19 protein-coding genes are annotated in these 16,964 nt (G+C 41.1%); 3 read left to right on the top strand and 16 right to left on the bottom strand.

Features of this window, described 5'->3' with window-relative positions; all coding sequences use genetic code 11:
• Window positions 1–52: 52 nt before the first annotated feature.
• The 10 genes from mdoH to sfsA form a co-directional block, all read right to left on the bottom strand.
• The gene (mdoH, locus tag E5N72_RS15825) at window positions 53–2,035 is read right to left on the bottom strand and encodes a glucans biosynthesis glucosyltransferase MdoH (protein ID WP_135925990.1); all 1,983 of its coding nucleotides are present in this window, start codon (window positions 2,033–2,035) and stop codon (window positions 53–55) included.
• Window positions 2,007–3,725 carry a glucan biosynthesis protein G gene (locus E5N72_RS15820; RefSeq protein WP_135925989.1) on the bottom strand — a complete coding sequence of 573 codons (1,719 nt, stop codon included), beginning with the start codon at window positions 3,723–3,725 and terminating at the stop codon, window positions 2,007–2,009. The genes mdoH and E5N72_RS15820 overlap by 29 nt, the downstream gene beginning before the upstream one ends.
• 341 nt (window positions 3,726–4,066) lie before the next feature.
• On the bottom strand, window positions 4,067–4,306 hold the full coding sequence (locus E5N72_RS15815) for a hypothetical protein (RefSeq protein ID WP_062564854.1): 240 nt from the start codon (window positions 4,304–4,306) through the stop codon (window positions 4,067–4,069).
• 57 nt (window positions 4,307–4,363) lie between these two features.
• Window positions 4,364–5,215, bottom strand: coding sequence for a pantoate--beta-alanine ligase (gene panC / locus E5N72_RS15810; RefSeq protein WP_135925988.1), 852 nt, complete (start codon window positions 5,213–5,215; stop codon window positions 4,364–4,366).
• Entirely contained in the window at window positions 5,216–6,010 is a 795-nt protein-coding gene (panB, locus tag E5N72_RS15805; RefSeq protein ID WP_135925987.1) for a 3-methyl-2-oxobutanoate hydroxymethyltransferase, read from the bottom strand.
• A gap of 29 nt (window positions 6,011–6,039) precedes the next feature.
• Window positions 6,040–6,528: a 2-amino-4-hydroxy-6-hydroxymethyldihydropteridine diphosphokinase gene (folK, locus tag E5N72_RS15800; RefSeq protein ID WP_135925986.1), complete on the bottom strand. Its 489-nt coding sequence runs from the start codon at window positions 6,526–6,528 to the stop codon at window positions 6,040–6,042.
• 2 nt (window positions 6,529–6,530) lie between these two features.
• Window positions 6,531–7,817 carry a polynucleotide adenylyltransferase PcnB gene (gene pcnB / locus E5N72_RS15795; protein ID WP_235383261.1) on the bottom strand — a complete coding sequence of 429 codons (1,287 nt, stop codon included), beginning with the start codon at window positions 7,815–7,817 and terminating at the stop codon, window positions 6,531–6,533.
• A 292-nt stretch (window positions 7,818–8,109) separates the two neighbouring features.
• A complete protein-coding gene (gene gluQRS / locus E5N72_RS15790) occupies window positions 8,110–9,054 on the bottom strand; it encodes a tRNA glutamyl-Q(34) synthetase GluQRS (RefSeq protein WP_135925984.1) in 945 nt (314 codons plus the stop codon).
• Window positions 9,055–9,079: 25 nt separating this feature from the next.
• On the bottom strand, window positions 9,080–9,523 hold the full coding sequence (dksA, locus tag E5N72_RS15785) for an RNA polymerase-binding protein DksA (RefSeq protein WP_135925983.1): 444 nt from the start codon (window positions 9,521–9,523) through the stop codon (window positions 9,080–9,082).
• Window positions 9,524–9,763: 240 nt separating this feature from the next.
• Window positions 9,764–10,483, bottom strand: a complete 720-nt coding sequence (gene sfsA, locus E5N72_RS15780) for a DNA/RNA nuclease SfsA (protein ID WP_135925982.1) — start codon at window positions 10,481–10,483, stop codon at window positions 9,764–9,766.
• A 149-nt stretch (window positions 10,484–10,632) separates the two neighbouring features.
• Between sfsA and pepB the strand changes: the two genes are divergently transcribed.
• Both pepB and E5N72_RS15770 read left to right on the top strand, forming a co-directional pair.
• Complete coding sequence (pepB, locus tag E5N72_RS15775) at window positions 10,633–11,928, top strand: aminopeptidase PepB (RefSeq protein WP_135925981.1); 1,296 nt, start codon at window positions 10,633–10,635, stop codon at window positions 11,926–11,928.
• A 201-nt stretch (window positions 11,929–12,129) separates the two neighbouring features.
• Entirely contained in the window at window positions 12,130–12,696 is a 567-nt protein-coding gene (locus tag E5N72_RS15770) for a phosphoribosyltransferase family protein (protein ID WP_135925980.1), read from the top strand.
• Window positions 12,697–12,723: 27 nt separating this feature from the next.
• Here E5N72_RS15770 and E5N72_RS15765 read toward each other — a convergent pair whose 3' ends face one another.
• The gene (locus E5N72_RS15765) at window positions 12,724–13,380 is read right to left on the bottom strand and encodes a Crp/Fnr family transcriptional regulator (protein WP_135925979.1); all 657 of its coding nucleotides are present in this window, start codon (window positions 13,378–13,380) and stop codon (window positions 12,724–12,726) included.
• 268 nt (window positions 13,381–13,648) lie between these two features.
• Here E5N72_RS15765 and E5N72_RS15760 point away from each other — a divergent pair, with 268 nt between their 5' ends.
• The gene (locus tag E5N72_RS15760; protein WP_235383264.1) at window positions 13,649–13,885 is read left to right on the top strand and encodes a uroporphyrinogen decarboxylase; all 237 of its coding nucleotides are present in this window, start codon (window positions 13,649–13,651) and stop codon (window positions 13,883–13,885) included.
• Here E5N72_RS15760 and E5N72_RS15755 read toward each other — a convergent pair.
• The 5 genes from E5N72_RS15755 to E5N72_RS15735 form a co-directional block, all read right to left on the bottom strand.
• Entirely contained in the window at window positions 13,882–15,522 is a 1,641-nt protein-coding gene (locus tag E5N72_RS15755) for an amidohydrolase (RefSeq protein ID WP_135925977.1), read from the bottom strand. The two genes, E5N72_RS15760 and E5N72_RS15755, sit on opposite strands and share 4 nt — an antisense overlap.
• Window positions 15,523–15,614: 92 nt before the next feature.
• Window positions 15,615–15,848: an EF-hand domain-containing protein gene (locus tag E5N72_RS15750; protein WP_135925976.1), complete on the bottom strand. Its 234-nt coding sequence runs from the start codon at window positions 15,846–15,848 to the stop codon at window positions 15,615–15,617.
• Between the two features lie 4 nt (window positions 15,849–15,852).
• Window positions 15,853–16,086, bottom strand: coding sequence for an EF-hand domain-containing protein (locus tag E5N72_RS15745; protein ID WP_135925975.1), 234 nt, complete (start codon window positions 16,084–16,086; stop codon window positions 15,853–15,855).
• A 251-nt stretch (window positions 16,087–16,337) separates the two neighbouring features.
• Window positions 16,338–16,565, bottom strand: coding sequence for a hypothetical protein (locus E5N72_RS15740; protein ID WP_135925974.1), 228 nt, complete (start codon window positions 16,563–16,565; stop codon window positions 16,338–16,340).
• Window positions 16,566–16,574: 9 nt separating this feature from the next.
• Window positions 16,575–16,754 (bottom strand): EF-hand domain-containing protein, encoded by a 180-nt coding sequence (locus E5N72_RS15735; RefSeq protein ID WP_235383269.1) that lies wholly within the window; start codon window positions 16,752–16,754, stop codon window positions 16,575–16,577.
• Window positions 16,755–16,964 lie beyond the last annotated feature (210 nt).

The following is a 16,964-nucleotide window of genomic DNA, read 5'->3' as shown; positions in this document are numbered from 1 at the left end:
CAACCATACAGACATAGCTAAGAAAACCGCTCATTGAGCGGTTTTTTTTCGTTTAGCTTTTGGCAAAGAGCTTGGCTTTAATACGTTGCTGAGCAATACGTACTTGCTTGCGCTTTTTACCCGAGGGTGCCTTAAAGCTTTGGATAGGCATTACCGTTGGGTATTCATTGGGTAATGCAGGAACACTAAAGTCAGCATGTTCATCTTTTGGTAAACCAATTTCTTGTTGGTGTACACGAAGTGCCGCTAAAGTATCATCGTTTTCAACTTCACTTGGGCATAAAAATAAACCCATTTTACGCATTTTAACACCTAAGCCGATGCTACTTGAGTAGCGTACAATCGGTGCAGCCAAAATAAGACCCACTAAAATAGGTGATAACCACCAAAAGAAGGTTGGTGTGAAGTAGTAAGCGACGCCTCCCCAAATAATTGCGGTAATCGTCGAAAATAACGTATAACCAATCGCTTCTTTCCAAGGCACCATGCGGCCTTCACGAGGCTGTGCATCCCAACTGACTTTTTTACCCAAAAATACGCATACTACAAAATAGCTATGAAATACCATCATTAGCGGTGCAATCACAATCGCAAAAATGGTTTCGATGACTGAACCTGCAATAAGCTTCATGGTGCCGCCAAAGGCTTTGTTACGGTGTACTAAAGTTACAATAACACCCATTAATTTAGGCAGTAACAACAGCACGGCAGTAATAAATAATAACGAATCAATTAAATCTGTTTTGGCAATTTGCCAAGTAGGGAAAAGCTGATAAGCATGGTTAAAATACACGTCACTATTCAGCGCACGAGTCACCGCATCTAAGGTACTTAATGCCAGCATAGATAACCAAATTAACGATGAGATATAGGCTGTGGCACCAAATAAAAAGTGCATTTTACTCATTAGCTTAAGGCCAGATTTAGGCAATAAACCTAAATGCTGGATATTACCTTGCACCCAACGTCTATCACGAATCGCATAATCAAGAATATTACTTGGTACTTCTTCGTAACTACCTTCAACATCGCTCAGCAGTAACACATCCCAGCCACTACGATGAAGAAGTGAAGCTTCAACAAAGTCATGACTTAAAATTTCACCACCAAATGGGGCATTGCCTTTTAAAACTGGCAGACCGCAGCATTTAGTGAATGCCTCAACGCGAATAATGGCGTTGTGACCCCAGTAGTTTGCTTGGTTTGTTTGCCAAAAAGCAGAACCGGTTGCTAGCATCGGGCTATATAAAATTGAGGCAAACTGTAAAAAGCGACCAAAAAAAGTGTCTTGGCGAACTGGAATTGGAATAGTTTGGATTAAGCCTGATTTTGGATTACTGATCATGCTAGCAGTAAGCTCAAGCATACACTGACCCGTCATAATGCTATCAGCATCAAGTACAATCATGTGATCGTATTGGCTACCCCAACGTTCACAAAAGTCGGTTAAGTTACCTACTTTACGGTGTTTATTGTCTTCACGGCGACGATAAAAGGTATGCTTTGCTAAATCACCTAAGCGTTTAGTGAGTGCATTCCATGCTTTAAGTTCATTACGAGCAATTTCAGGGTCTTGCGTATCACTAAGCAAGTAAAAGTCGTAATGTGGCATCTGCCCTGTTTTTGCCAGCGAGCGAAGACTAACTTCAAAACCAGCTATCACACGTTCAGTATCTTCATTGTAGATAGGCATAACAATGGCTGTTTTAGTTTGGCTTAAGGCATGCTGATCAATCTCGATTGGTTTTTGACGTTTTAAGGTCAACGGGTCAATACGAAATAATTGCAGGATGAAGCCCATACAGCCACTACAAAAGGCTGTAACAATCCATGCAAAGGTAACAGTAAATAAAGCCAGTAATGCATACTCAAGCGGTGTCATGCCGTTAGAATTTAAAATATCGAACATGATCCACACGCCATAGGCGGTAATGGTGAGCGCTAGGCTCGAAAAAAGCCAAGCGCGTGTTTTTTTGAACGGCATTGCTGTTGCTTCTAATGCTTTACTATTGGACGTCGTTTGGATACCAGACATAGCTCCATACCTCGCTGATTTCTTTGTCACGTAGTTTTAACGATAAGCGCATATCTACAGGCTTATCTCCCTCTGGCGCCACTTTAAAGGCTACGCGCCATCCTTGATTATTTGGTAACTGCTGCACAGTTTTATCGCTCACTTGACCTGATGACAGGGTTAAATCGGCCATCATGGCAAAATTAGCTGAAAGTTGATTAATGTTTTCACCACTAAAATCAACGGTAAATTGACGATGGCTTTTCGGTGGTGGGTTTTTCTCACCTGGTAGCGCTGCACTGCCAATTCGGGTTCTTAACACGCTCGCTTTATCTTGAGTTGCCAGCGTGGCATTGAAAGTTGAAAGCTTGTAACTAAAGCTTAAGCTGTCACCGGCTTTCATTGGCTGCTCTGGCACCCAATAGCTAACAATATTGTCGTTGGTTTCTGTATCTGTTGGGATCTCAACTAACTCAACGCGACCTTTACCCCACGCACCAAGTGGCTCAATCCACATGCTCGGACGATTATGGTAATGCGCCTCGGTATCAAGGTAGTTATTAAAGTCACGGTCTCGTTGTGCTAAACCAAAGCCTTTTGGATTATCGTAGCTAAACGAAGTAACGCTTAATTTTTTTGGGTTATTCAGTGCACGCCAAACCCATTGACCTTGTTCTGATTGCATCAATAGACCATCAGAGTCATGCACTTCTGGGCGGTAATCATCAAAAAACTTGGTACTGTTTTCACCGTGATAGAACATGCTTGTTAAAGGGGCAATCCCAAGTTTTTTAATGTCTTTACGAGCAAAGATCTGCATCTCGGTTTTTACTTCAGTATTGGTAGAAGGTGTTAATTCAAAGCGATAAGCACCTGATACTGATGGGCTGTCTAATAGGGCATAAAGCACGATAGTGGTATCTTCGGGTGCTGGTTTTACTAACCAAAACTCTTTAAACACCGGGAACTCTTCACCTGAATTCAAGGCTGTATCAATAGCAAGACCGCGGGCTGAAAGACCATATACCTGATGCGGGCCAACTAAACGAAAATAAGAAGCGCCTTGGAATACTGCAACTTCGTCTTTGTACTCATTATTATTGAGTGGAAAATGCAAGCGGAAACCTGCATGACCAAGTTGTGTATCTGCAATTGCTTTACTGATCTCTTGCTCTAATGGTGCAGCGGTTGCATCGTAACGATAGTAATCTGTTTTAAATGGTAAACTTTTTACTTCAGCATTTTGCTCAACAGTATTAATAGCAACCGGTGAACGGTATAAAAAGCCTGGGTGGAATAACTGCACTTCATACAGGCTTTGATCTTTCCAAATTGCTTTATCAGTACGAAAACGGATTGCACGATAATCTTGATAGCCGATGCTTGTTAATGCTTCAAGCTCTAAATCTTTTGGTGCAACATACGGTTCAGACGCTAATTTTTTTGCGCGAGCCTTGATGACTTCAAATAGCTTTTCTTGAGGAATCGTGATCATTGCAGGCTTAAGCTCAACAGCAGTATTATCCTTTACTTGCTGTTTTTCATTTTCGGTAGCTTGAACCTTGACGGCTGTTTGTTCTGTTTCAGTCGCTTTTGGCTGGTCTGGGTCTTCAATAGCGTAACTAGTACCTGCACTCATGGCTAATAATACGCCCAAGAAGGTCTTCTTTTTGACAGCGCTGAAGAGCTTAGTTCGGGTTTCTGGTCTCATTCAATTTTCCTTTAGCCGTAAATCACGTTAATTCATTCATATCTCTTAGCAATTACTGAACCCATAATAAAAACTAATATTCTCAATGGCTTTGAGTTCGTACAGTAAATGCGAGTTGGTAAAAATTTGAAATTAGTGAGAAACAATTACACGGTTGCAGTTGTTTATTCGTCACCAATATGGAGAAGTTTAATGAACGAAAGCTTGCCCTAATATGAATAGCTTAAAGGACGAACAAAAATATGAACAAAATTACCATAGGCTTAATTGTGAATGCGAAATTGTAATCGAGGAGGGGAGTGCAGGCACTGAAGGTGTTTTCAGTGCCTCGAAAAATCAGCTTATTTAACTTCACCTAATTTTTCTGCATTGGCTTTACATTGGTTGTAAGCTTCAATGCATTTGTTGCTACAGACTTTATGAACTAAGCCATCAGCCGTGCTTTGTTGTTCACAGCTTGCTTCGCATTGATAGTTTTGCTGAGCACATTGCTGCATTTCTGGATTGTCAATTTTGTTTGAGCAGGCAGACAGTAATGTCATAGCAAACAATGTTGCTGCAATTGCTGGTAGTTTTTTCATGCTTATCCCTAGTTTATGTCTATTCTTTGCAATCCATCTTACCCAGATTGTTGCTATTTAATCCAGCTCAACTTGTAAATTGTCAATTAAACGCACTGTACCTAAATAGGCGGCAGCTAAAATAACAAGTTGTTTATCAGCCGCGGTGGCTGGTTTTAGTGTTGAGCGCTCTGCAATCGAATAATAGTCAGGTTTTAGTCCTGCCATTTCGAGCTGAGTTTTTGCATCAGCCTCAAGTGTTGCGATGTCTGCGTTACCTTGTTTAAGTGCTGTTGCTGTATTATTTAGCGTGGCAAACAGCACTTTTGCGGTGTCTTTTTGCTCATCAGATAAATAGCCATTACGAGAGCTCATGGCAAGCCCAGATATTTCGCGACAAGTAGGTACGCCAATAATTTCAACTGGAATAGATAAATCGCGTGTCATGGTTTTAATGACTTGTAGCTGCTGAAAATCTTTTTCACCAAAACAAGCAAAGTCAGGTTGAACCAAATTGAATAACTTAGTAACAACCGTCGCAACACCTTTGAAGTGACCAGGACGTGAGCCACCACAGTAACCCATAGACACACCCGGTACATCGACAAAACTTTGTTCGCCTAAACCATTCGGATAAATAGTCTCAACAGAGGGGGTAAACACAATGTCAGTACCAAGATCTGCTAAACCTTGCTTGTCTTCGTTCAACGTACGTGGGTAGCTATCAAGGTCTTCATTGGCACCGAACTGCATCGGGTTTACAAAAATACTCACAACGACTTTATCAGCCAGTGTTTTGGCTTTTTCAACAAGTGAAAAGTGGCCTTGATGTAAATTGCCCATGGTTGGCACAAGCGCAATGCTCAGGCCTGCTTGACGCCATGCTTTTACTTGGCTGCGTAACGATTTGATTTCAGTGATTGATTGCATTTATTTAAACTCGTGTTCGGCACTTGGGAAAGCACCACTTTTTACATCTTTACAATACTTTTGCACTGCTGCTGGCATATTGCCTGTCTCTAATAAAAAGTTTTTTGAGAACTTTGGAATATAGCCTGCTGAAATGCCAACTAAGTCGTGCATTACTAAAATTTGTCCATCAGTTTGATTGCCAGCACCAATACCAATGGTAGGAATATTCAATTCATCAGTAATACGTTTAGCAAGCTCACTTGGAATACATTCTAAAACAAGTAACTGTGCACCTGCCGCCTCAAGTGCTTTTGCATCACTGACCATTTTATCGGCTTGAGATTGCTCACGACCTTGAATTTTAAAACCGCCAAATACATGCACTGACTGAGGTGTTAAGCCTAAATGACCGCAAACTGGAATACCTTGTTGCGTCATAGCCTTGATGCTGTCGTGCAGCCACTCACCGCCTTCAAGCTTGATCATATTAGCGCCTGCACGCATTAGCTCTGCAGCATTTTTACACGCATCAGTTGGGTTGGCATAGGTCATAAATGGTAAGTCAGCAATCACAAACAATTCACGACTACCGGCACGTACGCAGCGTGTATGATAAGCAATCTCACTGTTGGTTACTGCTAATGTGTCATCACCACCTTGCAATACCATTCCTAAAGAGTCACCGACTAAAATCACCTCGACGCCATTATCATGAAACAATTTAGCAAAACTGGCATCGTAGGCTGTTAATGCGGTGATTTTTTGTTGTTCTTGTTTCATTTTATTGAGAGTTGAAACGGTGATTTTAGACATAATTTCCTCTAAGGCTTTGCCTTGGTTGATTACTGCTGAGGGAGTTGTTGTAAACCGTTTAAAGGCAACGTTTTTGTTATATCAGCAAGTGATTGATTGTTCGGTAAAATGAGTGATGGCGCGATTTCAAGTAGCGGATACACCACAAATTCTCGCTCTGTTAGGCCGTAATGAGGCACGGTTAGGCGAGGGGTGTCGATCACATCATTGGCGAACAATAAAATATCTATATCAAGGGTACGTGGACCCCAGCGTTCTTCTTTACGTACTCGACCATGTTCAAGTTCAATAGCTTGAGTTAAATCAAGTAGCTGTTCAGGTTGTAATGCTGTTTTAACACAGGCTACGGCATTTACATAGTCAGGTTGATCCTGTGGTCCCATAGGTTTACTTGCGTAATCGTGCGAGACACAGACAAACTCAACTTCCTTTAAGGCTTTTAACGCTTCAACGGCCGCATGAATTTGTTTACGTGGCGCATTTAAATTAGCGCCTAATCCTAAATAAACCGTGTTCATACTTAATCAGCTTTTTTCTTGCGAGGGCGGCGGCGACGCTTCGGCCCACCTTGATGGCCGAGGTTTTTAACCATTTCTTTTTGCCCGTTGATGTCTTGGCTTAGGTAGGTTGTCCACCAAGTTGCCAGCTCTTCGTGCTGCTCTTCGCCAGCTTGAACTCGAAGTAGTAAGAAGTCATAGGCTGCTTTAAAACGTGGTTGTTGCGTTAGCCTGTAGGCGCGCTGACCACCTCGTTTATCAAGACGTTGCTGAATATGCCAAATATCACGAGCACCTAATGTAAAGCGTTTTGGTACTGCAACATGTTGCGCGTTCTCACTGAGTACTTTATTCATTGCTTGCGCAAATGCATCGTATTCTGACAGTTGGTCGCGCTGTTGTAGTTTCTTCGCAATATTAAGTAGTGGAAACCACAATATAGCGGCAAAAATAAAGGCCGGAGTGACTTTTTTATCGGCATTAATACGCTTATCTGTGTTTTTAAACATTTGCAGAATAAACGCATGCTCAATACCATCTGGGTTAGCATCTAAGATTTTATCAAGCGCAGGAAACAGCGCTTTGAATAATCCATATTGGCGTAGCATTAAATAGTTTTCTTCGGCTTTGCCGTTTAAGAACAGTTTAAGTGACTCTTCAAATAAACGCGCTGGCGGAATATGATCTAGTAAATTAGCAAGGCCTTTAATGGGTTTTTCTGTGGCAGGCGCTATGCTCATGCCCAACTTTGTAGCAAACCTAACCGCGCGCAACATACGCACAGGGTCTTCACGGTAACGGGTTTCGGGGTCGCCAATCAGCTCAATTTGCTTCGCTTTTATTGCGCTGATACCGTTAGCGTAATCATAAATGCAAAAGTCATTAATCGAGTAGTACAGTGCATTAATTGAAAAGTCACGGCGTTCAGCATCTTCTTCAATACTGCCGTAGACATTATCGCGCAGGAGTTGCCCGTGTTCGCTTGATTGGCTTATTTGATTTTTACTTTCATCCGCTTCATGGTGACCACGCATGGTAGCAACTTCGATGATTTCGCGACCAAACACAATATGCGCTAGGCGAAAGCGACGGCCGATTAGTCGACAATTACGAAAGAGTTTTTTAATTTGCTCTGGAGTTGCATTAGTTACAACATCAAAATCTTTTGGTTGCTGGCCTAACAATATATCTCGAATACAACCACCTACTAGATAGGCATCAAACCCACCTTCTTTAAGGCGGTATAATACTTTGATTGCATTTGGGCTAAATTGTTTGCGTGAAATACCATGTTCACTGCGCTCGATCACCAAAGGTAACTCGCTCGTTTGTACAGCATTACTGGATGTCGTGGCATTTGGGCCAATAATCTGCCGACAAAATTGAAAAAGCTTGGAAATAATAATCTGTCTCCTACGACGCGGACTCTGCGACTCATCAAGTATAGCGCTTGTTTGTTACTTCGCCGATGAGAGATTGACTCGATAACGGAGTGTTTAATATGACGCTAAAGCAAGGTGTTGATGAATCGTACACTTTGGGTCGCTATCATATACCAGCGTGGCTGAAAAATTAAGTTACTCTACCTTTAAAATTGGCAATTTATTTTGTAATAGTAAGAAAGTCACAAAAAGCTGAGTTAGGATCCTCACTAACTTGGATTTCTAGGCTCTTAGGAACCAGTTCCATACGATAGGTTTTAATTGCCCACTCAAGCATTTGCTCAATGCTTAACGAGAGGATGGATGCCTCAGGCTGTAATCCTAAAAAGCGCAAGGCATCAAACAGTGCAGGTTTAGGATCTTTTTTAGAAATGGCCGGCGCATAATTTTGTTTTGACAATTTAAAACCTGGTTTTGCAACCGCAAGGGGTAAATGTGCATATTGTGGAGCCGGTTGATTAAGTTGCTTAAATAAGCTTAGCTGCCTAGCTGTGGGCTCAAGTAGATCCGCGCCGCGAACAACATGAGAAATACCTTGTGCAATATCATCAACAACCACAACCAGTTGATAGGCGAATAATCCATCACTGCGTTTAATTAGATAATCTTCTTGTGCAAGCTGGTTGTCTACATGGATCTCACCTTGAATTAAATCATCATAGTTGCTGGTAGCAAATTGCTGGGTTAAACGCAGCGCTGAGTCAGATAAAGAATGATTTTTATGTCGGCAATGACCTTGGTAAATGCCCCCGATAGCTTTAATTTCTTTACGGGTGCAATGGCATGCATAAACAAGGTTTTGAGAAATGAGTTCATCAACAATAGCTTGGTAATGTTCATGACGTTGGGTTTGGTAGATTACGCTTTCATCCCAGTGCAGGCCGTAAGCCTCTAGGGTGTGTAATATGTCGTCGCTAGCACCATTTACAACACGCGTTGTGTCGATATCTTCAATGCGCACTAACCATTTCCCTTGATTGGCTTTTGCATCAAGGAAGCTCCCCACAGCCGCTATAAGTGAACCAAAGTGCAATGGCCCCGAAGGGGATGGCGCAAAGCGGCCACGATATTCACGCTTTTGTGTATTAACGGCTGTGGTAGGCATGGGCTAATTAAGCAAATGGGTGTAATTAACCGCGTCCAGATTGTTTTTCTTTAATTTCCGCAAGCGTTTTACAGTCAACACATAAGTCTGCTGTAGGACGCGCTTCTAAGCGGCGGATACCAATTTCGATACCACATGATTCACAAAAGCCAAAGTCATCTTCTTTGATTAGTTGAATCGTTTTTTCAATCTTTTTGATCAGTTTACGTTCGCGGTCACGAGTACGAAGTTCTAATGAGAACTCTTCTTCTTGTGCTGCACGGTCTACTGGATCTGGAAAGTTAGCTGCCTCGTCTTGCATATGCGATTTAGTGCGGTCAACTTCGTTACGTAAATCATTACGCCAAGCTTCTAAAATTTTTTTGAAATGAGCACGTTGTGCTTCATTCATATACTCTTCACCTGGCTGTTCTTGGTATGGTTCCAACCCGGCCTGAGCCAATAACCCTAGTCTTTTTTGGTCTGGCATAACTTTCTCCTAAATCCTTAATATTTTGCCCAGCGTTAGCCGGCGGCTATAAATAGCAGAATCATTAGATTGAGGCAAATTTATTTTAGCTTAATTTATATGCCTCGACCCCTGATTGCATAAATTGCCATGAGTAGAGCCACTACTCATAATTTTAATAAATTTGCTAAGTTATATAGGCAAAAAAAAATAATACAACTTAAATCGTGTTTTTTATTGTCATTTTAGTAAAAGAGTTGGTTAGCTCAGAAAATCACATTTTTCTTGCAGTTTAATTTCTTCAGCAGAAATTTTTGCTTTGTAAGCAATGACTTCAACACCATTTTCTATTGCATCTGTTAAAAGCTGAGCATATTTAGGATCGATATGTGCAGCCGCACTTACTTGATTGATACCTTCATGTAAAACGGCAAAAAATAGCACTGCACGATACCCTTGCTGCGCCATCTCTATTAGCTCTCGAAGATGTTTTTGGCCTCGCTCCGTTTTTGCATCCGGAAAATAACCTTGTCCAGATTCTGGTTCTGCTTGCGAAAGCAATGTCACTGATTTTACTTCTACGTAGCAGTGGGGTTTGTGTTCATCTGTTAATAAAAAATCGATACGACTATTTTCTTGGCCGTATTTTACTTCTGAGTTTAGGGTTTGATAGCCAGCAAGCTCTTTAATCACCCCATTTTGCACTGCCTCGTGGACAACTTGATTGGCAATAGCGGTATTGACACAGATAAGCTGATTAAACGTGTTTTCAGTTAATTGTAAAGAGTGGGGATACTTACGTTTAGTGTTGTCACTCGTTGAGTAATAAGCCTTAAAGCCGGGTTCTGCACAACCAGTCATTTTACCAGTGTTAGCGCAGTGAGCGGTAAACTCGTGACCACAAGGCGTTTTTAAATCAGCTAAGAAGCGCTTATAGCGCTTGAGTAAAGTGGCAGATTGTAATGGTGGCGTAAATTTCATGGCGTTATTGGATCGCTTTTAATTTTTGTATGTAATTCAATACATGGACTGAACCACGTCGATATTGGCTATTTATCGCAAGCAGTTGGGAACTGACGCGTGCTGTAGTAAACTCGAGCGACAATTTCTAGCGCAAAGAGTATTCTAACATGTCAGAAAAATTTTTAGTTCAACTTAGCGAGCACAGTGCTGCCGCACATTGGGGCGAAAAAGCCACTCTTTCTTTTACTGAACAAGGCGCAACTGTTCATTTAACTGAGCATGATACACTTAAAAGTGTTCAAAAAGCAGCACGCACGTTAGCTAATCAAGGTTTAAAAAACATCGCGTTAGTGGGTGACGTTTGGTGCACAGAAACACAGTGGGCCTTTTACCAAGGTTTCGTATCACCAAAGAATTTAGATGCGATTGAATTTGTTGAAAACGCAAAAACAGACAGCAAAGAGCTAGCTTCATTAAAGCAAGCGGCTACATGGGCTCGCCAAATGATCAACGGCACAGCCGATGATATCTTCCCTGAAAGCCTAGCTGGTAAAGCGGCTGAGTTTATTCAGTCGTTAGCGCCTGAGCATGTAAGCTATCAAATCATCAAAGGCGATGCGTTGTTGGAGCAGCAATGGATTGGTATCCATGCAGTTGGTCGTGGTAGTGAGCGTCCGCCAGTTTTATTAGCACTAGATTATAATCCAACGGGTGATGAAAATGCGCCAGTTGCAGCAGCTTTAGTGGGCAAAGGTATTACGTTTGACTCAGGTGGTTATTCAATCAAACCAAGTGAAGGCATGCTAGGCATGAAGTGCGATATGGGTGGTGCTGCAACAGTAACAGCAGGCTTAGCGCTTGCTATCAGCCGTGGTATCAACAAGCGTATTAAATTGTTCTTATGTTGTGCAGAAAACCTTATTTCAGGTCATGCCTACAAACTTGGTGATATCTTAACTTACAAAAATGGCACCACAGTTGAAATCGTTAATACTGACGCTGAAGGCCGTTTAGTACTAGCTGATGGCTTAATGGCTGCGGGTGAGTCTGGCGCGCCATTAATTATTGATGCAGCAACGCTAACAGGCGCTGCACTTGTTGCTGTTGGTCAAGAGTACAACGCACTGTTTGGTCTTGATAAAGAGCTAGTACGTGACGTACAGGAATTTGCAGAGCAAGAAATGGAAGCGGCTTGGCCTCTACCTCTTGAAAAGTGGCATCAACAAAACTGCCCATCACCATATGCAGATACAGCAAATAGCCGTCCTCAAAAAGGGGGTGGCTTCGGTGGTGCTTCTAACGCGGCTGGTTTCTTATCACGCTTTGTGCCAAATGAAGGCAAAGGTTGGGTGCACATTGACCTTGCTGCAGCATTTAACATGGGTAGCACAAGCGAGTGGGCTGCAGGCGCTACAACACAAGGTATGCGTACCGTTGCAAGAACGTTACTAGAAAAAGCGTAAGTAATTTCCTTGTAGCTAATTAAGCGCCTTAACTTTACCTAAGTTAAGGCGCTTTTTTGATCTAAAGAGTAATTTTACAAACTGATACAAGCTTTTTTGAGTAAATTAGTATAAAATCCCGCCCCACATTTTCTCATCCTGTGGTTAGTTTTTATTAAATTAGCTACACTTGAATGATCATTCACACTGGGGTCTCTATTTATGTCAGATAAGTGCTATATCACAGCGCAGCAGCTTCTTGAAGATTCATTTCGTGTTGCGGCACAAGTTTATAAAGATGGTTTCCGTCCTGATTTCATCATTGGTATTTGGCGTGGTGGCGCACCAATCGGTATCGCAGTTCAAGAATATTACGATTACAAAGGCATTGAGACTGATCACATCGCGGTTCGTACTTCTTCGTATTACGGTATTAACCAACAATCAAAAGAAATCAAAGTTCACGGTTTGCATTACATCATTGAAAATGCCAATGCAGACAACTCATTATTAATCGTTGATGACGTGTTTGATTCTGGCCGCAGTATTTTTGCATTGAAAGAAAAGCTTTATGAGCTAATGCGTTTGAACTTACCACGTGATATTCGCGTTGCATGTCCTTACTACAAGCCTAAGAACTCAAAGGTAGATATGGTACCTGATTATTACATTCATGAGTCTGATGAATGGCTAGTATTTCCGCATGAGCTGTCAGGATTAACACCGGATGAGATTATTGAAGGTAAGTCTGATTTAAAAAATATCCACGATATTTTGTTAGAAAAGTAATCCAAGTATTTCTTCGCAGTTATGCTGTCATAACTGCGAAAAACTCTCTACATAATCACTCAGTTTTTCAATATCAACAACTTGCAGGCCTTGATTACTGCGTTGTACTAAGCCTTTTTCAACAAGTTCTGTTACTACACGTCTATAAGCTCTCTCAGTTGTGGCAAAGCGCTCAGCTTCTGCATTAACCGTTGGATATGCACGCAGCAGAGTGGGGTTGTTATTTTCTGCTCTCAGTAAACAATCTTTAGCTATGTTATAGCTAAGTGGTAAAAGTAACTTATCTAAATTTATTTTTTGATTTTCTTGGAATTTTGCAGCAATAGTTTGTGCTGTATATAAGCTCAGTTCAGGCTTTTCTAACAGTAGTGAACGCCAGTGCTTTAGTTCTATTAAGTTATAACTGACATCACTAAAGCAAGTTACTGTGTAAATACAGGGTAAGTTATTGAGCGCTTCAATTTCACCAATCAGGGTGTTGTTGCAATCAAGTTGACCTAATAACAGGCGACGGCCATTACCCACATCATAGCTAAACGATACAGTGCCACTTCTCACTAAAACAAGTTTACTGAGTGGTTGATCTTGGTGGATAAGCACTTCTTTTTTAGCTTGCTGAAAACTACTGCCTGCAAATGTCAGTAGCTGGTCAACAAGGTAGCTTGAAAAATGATATTGAAACATTAACGCCGCTCTTCGGACAATTGTCCTATTTATTACATCTTAATGACGCTAGCATTAAGATTCAAAGAATTTATGCTAACTTACTAGTAAGGTGATACACGTTACTGATACCTTCATTTCCCGTGTAATGATTTTAAAGCTAAGATGATTTCTTAAGCTTTACAAGGTTTTTAGTAGGTTAGCTTTTTTATTTATTGTCAAAGTAGCACTGAGTGCGTCAAAAAAAATGACAAGCCCCAATGCTAACCTAAAGCCTAGGAGAGAACAATTGAGTTGGGAATATTTAGGCTATTTAGCATCTGCACTGTTAGTTGCTTCTTTGACGATGAGTGATGTGGTAAAGCTCCGCTGGTTCAACCTAGCAGGGTGTATTGCTTTTACCTTTTATGGTCTTGCAATTGGTGCCGTTCCGGTGGCCTTCACCAATGGCTTACTGGCATTTGTAAATATTTACCACATCATAAAGTTAAAGCGTCAGCAAAAAACTGACGCTAAAAACCCTTAATCCTCTTTTTTATATTTAAGCTCGCCTGCAATCCAAGTTTGAGTAACGCTAATAGCGTGAATTTCTGATACAGGCACCTTGTAATAGTCTTTATCAATCAAAATAAAGTCAGCCCACTTGCCTTGCTCTAAGCTACCAACTTTAAACTCTTGATGTGCGGCATAAGCACCACCTAAAGTAAAAGCACGCAGCGCTTCATCGCGAGATAATAATTCTTGAGGACGCCAGCCGCCTTCAGGCTGTTGATTGTGATCCATTCGTGTAATGGCTGAATATAAACCATCAAATGGGTCGGCAAGCTCTACAGGAAAATCAGAACCCGCTGCAATTACTGAACCTTGCGCTAAAAAGGTTTTCCAAGCGTAAGCCCCTTCAAGTTGTTTCTCAGTTAAACGCTGCTCAGCCATATGCATATCAGAGGTTGCATGAACGGGTTGCATTGATGGAATAATTTTTAGTGTCTTAAAGCGAGGTATGTCATCAGGGGCAACAATTTGTGCATGTTCAATGCGGTTACGCAGTAAAATGCCTCCTGATTTTTTAAACACATTTTCGTAAGCATCTAGCACTACATGGTTGGCTTTATCACCAATGGCGTGAGTGTTCGCACTAAAGCCATGAGCAAAACTCAGGTTAAATAATTGTTCAAGTTTCTCTTGGGTTTCAAGCATTAAGCCATGATGATTTTTACGATCTGCATACTCTTCGATTAGAGCGGCGCCCCGACTACCCAAGGCACCGTCAGCGTATACTTTGACACTGCGAATAGACAGCATGTCGTTCATATCTTTATAACGACCAGCTTTAAGCATGACTTCTAGCTTAGGATCGGCGGCACTAAGCATGGCGACGATTCTAACCGGCAGGGTATTTTGCTCAGAACGCTGCTTGTATACTTGCCATGTATCATAATCGATACCAGCATCATGGGTTGAGGTGATCCCCAAACTTAGTAAATGCTCACCAGCATTGTCTAATGCTGTATTAATACTGGCATGGCTTACTTTTGGTACATGCTTTGTAATAAGCGTTTCGGCTTTATCAATAAATACGCCTGATGGCTCACCTGAAGTCAGTTTGATGATTTCTCCCCCAGCAGGTGAATCGGTGGCTGCAGATATCCCAGCTAATTCTATTGCTTTTGAGTTAACCCAGACCGCGTGGCCGTCAACCCGAGAAAGTACCACGGGTTTATCTTTTACATATTTGTCTAAATCAGCAGCGGTTGGAAACTGTCCGCCGGGCCATTGTTCTTGGTTCCAGCCGCGACCAATGATCCAGCCTTGTTTATCTTTAGCAAATTCAGCCAGCATTTTGCCAACCTCATCTGCTGAACGGGTATTTCTGACATCAAGTTGAGACAGATTATTACCTAAACCAATCACATGACCATGAGCATCGACTAAACCAGGTAAGAGAGTGGCTTGTTTGCCATCAATCGTGGTAGCGTCAGGGAAGCTTTTTTTAATCGAGTCATCGCCAGTTTTTACGACTTTACCGTCTTTAAAAACCAGTGCTGAAAAGTGTTGGGTTTCACCTTGGTAGGTCGGTGTATAACCATTTACATTGTAGATAACTGTGGTGTTGGCAAAACAACTCAGTGAAGCTGTTGCCAGTAGGCTGATGATAAGTTTCATAATCTTTTAATTATTTTTTTAATGTATGAAAACAGTATCAGAGTTGCAGTAAACTGCAACTCACAGAAGAAAATTTCGACTAAAAATAACGGCTATTTACTGGCATAAGCCTTGTATTCTGAGAGAGATAGCTTGTTATCTTTATTATTATCGTAATTACTAAACCGAGACCATAAAGCTGGATCTCGAGCAGATTCTGAGCGGCTCAAGAAGCCATCTTCATTACGGTCTAGTTGTTTAAATTTTTCACCAATACTATCTGCAGCGACACTGATTGTACTAAATACGCAACACATTGCGAGGCTGGCAAAGGTTAATTTTGACATTGCTTTAACTCTTATTTGTTAAGTAGTGTTTAAATTCAAGAAGCGATATTTGTTGATCCTTATTTTCATCCCACTGCGCAATATGCTTTTTTAAATGCGGTTGAGATGAAAGTTCTTCCAAAGATAAAAAGCCGTTTTTATCTTTATCTAGGTGATCAAAGCGTTGTTTTACATCCAATGCTAAGCTATTGAAGCTTATAGTAATTAAGGTGCATGAAGCAAGCCAGAAAATTCTCATAATTACTCTCCTTTATTAGGGCGCGCTGCCCTTCGGGTTCTTCCTAGGGGCGATTAACTCTTTATTGCTCGATCTTTACTTAGCCCACTAGGTTACAAATCTCGCGCCGCGATTGAATCGTCCCTAAAGTGAACAAATTTTAATCCACAAAGGTAAACACGCTTTGGTAAAAGTGCTTGCCATAATTTAAGTCCCAAAATTTAAATCCGTTTACACATTCCCTCTGGGATTATGGCAAGCACTTTAAGCCGTTAAGGTTTGAATTTCTCAAACTCTTGTTCAGACAGAACTTGATCGCCGTTTTCATCCAGATCGGCAAATTGCTTAAGTAAGTTATCGTGTTTGGTTGCTTCAGTTAATGAAATTTCGCCATCGGCATTGGTATCAAATTTCGCAAAACGCACATCCATTTGCGATGCTAAAACGGTGGCACTGATAACTAAAAACATCAACGAGAATGCTGCAAAAAGTTGTTTCATCACACACTCCTAATTAATAAATGATTTAAACTCTGCAAATGAAATTTGACCATCTTGATTGCTATCAATTTGAGTGAAGTTTCCATGTAATAAAGCGTCTTCAGATGCTTCAGCATCACTCAAAAAACCATTGCTATCTTTATCTAATTCATTGAATGTATCTTTTAAATCAAATGCATTACTGCTCATTGAAATTACACTCAACAGCACGGCTAGTGTGTAGGTCCTCGTTTTCATTTGCTGTCCTAATAAACTTATTTGTAAGTGCTAATACAATAACAGTGCCAACTTTTATTCTTCTTTTTTATCAATAATTTATGTTATTTTACTGTTATTGGGTACGAAATAGTTACAGAGTAATGTGTCTTTTTTGCAACGTAATTATTGGTTTTTATTTTT

Source organism: Pseudoalteromonas sp. MEBiC 03607 (assembly GCF_004792295.1).
Lineage (GTDB): Bacteria > Pseudomonadota > Gammaproteobacteria > Enterobacterales > Alteromonadaceae > Pseudoalteromonas > Pseudoalteromonas lipolytica_C.
This window is presented reverse-complemented; position numbering and strand designations above follow the sequence as displayed.

Bases quoted from the DNA above. Each gene is read 5' to 3' on its own strand.
- mdoH (WP_135925990.1), bottom strand. From the start codon at position 2,035: ATGTCTGGTATCCAAACGACGTCCAATAGTAAAGCATTAGAAGCAACA.
- E5N72_RS15820 (WP_135925989.1), bottom strand. From the start codon at position 3,725: ATGAGACCAGAAACCCGAACTAAGCTCTTCAGCGCTGTCAAAAAGAAG.
- E5N72_RS15815 (WP_062564854.1), bottom strand. From the start codon at position 4,306: ATGAAAAAACTACCAGCAATTGCAGCAACATTGTTTGCTATGACATTA.
- panC (WP_135925988.1), bottom strand. From the start codon at position 5,215: ATGCAATCAATCACTGAAATCAAATCGTTACGCAGCCAAGTAAAAGCA.
- panB (WP_135925987.1), bottom strand. From the start codon at position 6,010: ATGTCTAAAATCACCGTTTCAACTCTCAATAAAATGAAACAAGAACAA.
- folK (WP_135925986.1), bottom strand. From the start codon at position 6,528: ATGAACACGGTTTATTTAGGATTAGGCGCTAATTTAAATGCGCCACGT.
- gluQRS (WP_135925984.1), bottom strand. From the start codon at position 9,054: ATGCCTACCACAGCCGTTAATACACAAAAGCGTGAATATCGTGGCCGC.
- dksA (WP_135925983.1), bottom strand. From the start codon at position 9,523: ATGCCAGACCAAAAAAGACTAGGGTTATTGGCTCAGGCCGGGTTGGAA.
- sfsA (WP_135925982.1), bottom strand. From the start codon at position 10,483: ATGAAATTTACGCCACCATTACAATCTGCCACTTTACTCAAGCGCTAT.
- pepB (WP_135925981.1), top strand. From the start codon at position 10,633: ATGTCAGAAAAATTTTTAGTTCAACTTAGCGAGCACAGTGCTGCCGCA.
- E5N72_RS15770 (WP_135925980.1), top strand. From the start codon at position 12,130: ATGTCAGATAAGTGCTATATCACAGCGCAGCAGCTTCTTGAAGATTCA.
- E5N72_RS15765 (WP_135925979.1), bottom strand. From the start codon at position 13,380: ATGTTTCAATATCATTTTTCAAGCTACCTTGTTGACCAGCTACTGACA.
- E5N72_RS15755 (WP_135925977.1), bottom strand. From the start codon at position 15,522: ATGAAACTTATCATCAGCCTACTGGCAACAGCTTCACTGAGTTGTTTT.
- E5N72_RS15750 (WP_135925976.1), bottom strand. From the start codon at position 15,848: ATGTCAAAATTAACCTTTGCCAGCCTCGCAATGTGTTGCGTATTTAGT.
- E5N72_RS15745 (WP_135925975.1), bottom strand. From the start codon at position 16,086: ATGAGAATTTTCTGGCTTGCTTCATGCACCTTAATTACTATAAGCTTC.
- E5N72_RS15740 (WP_135925974.1), bottom strand. From the start codon at position 16,565: ATGAAACAACTTTTTGCAGCATTCTCGTTGATGTTTTTAGTTATCAGT.
- E5N72_RS15735 (WP_235383269.1), bottom strand. From the start codon at position 16,754: ATGAGCAGTAATGCATTTGATTTAAAAGATACATTCAATGAATTAGAT.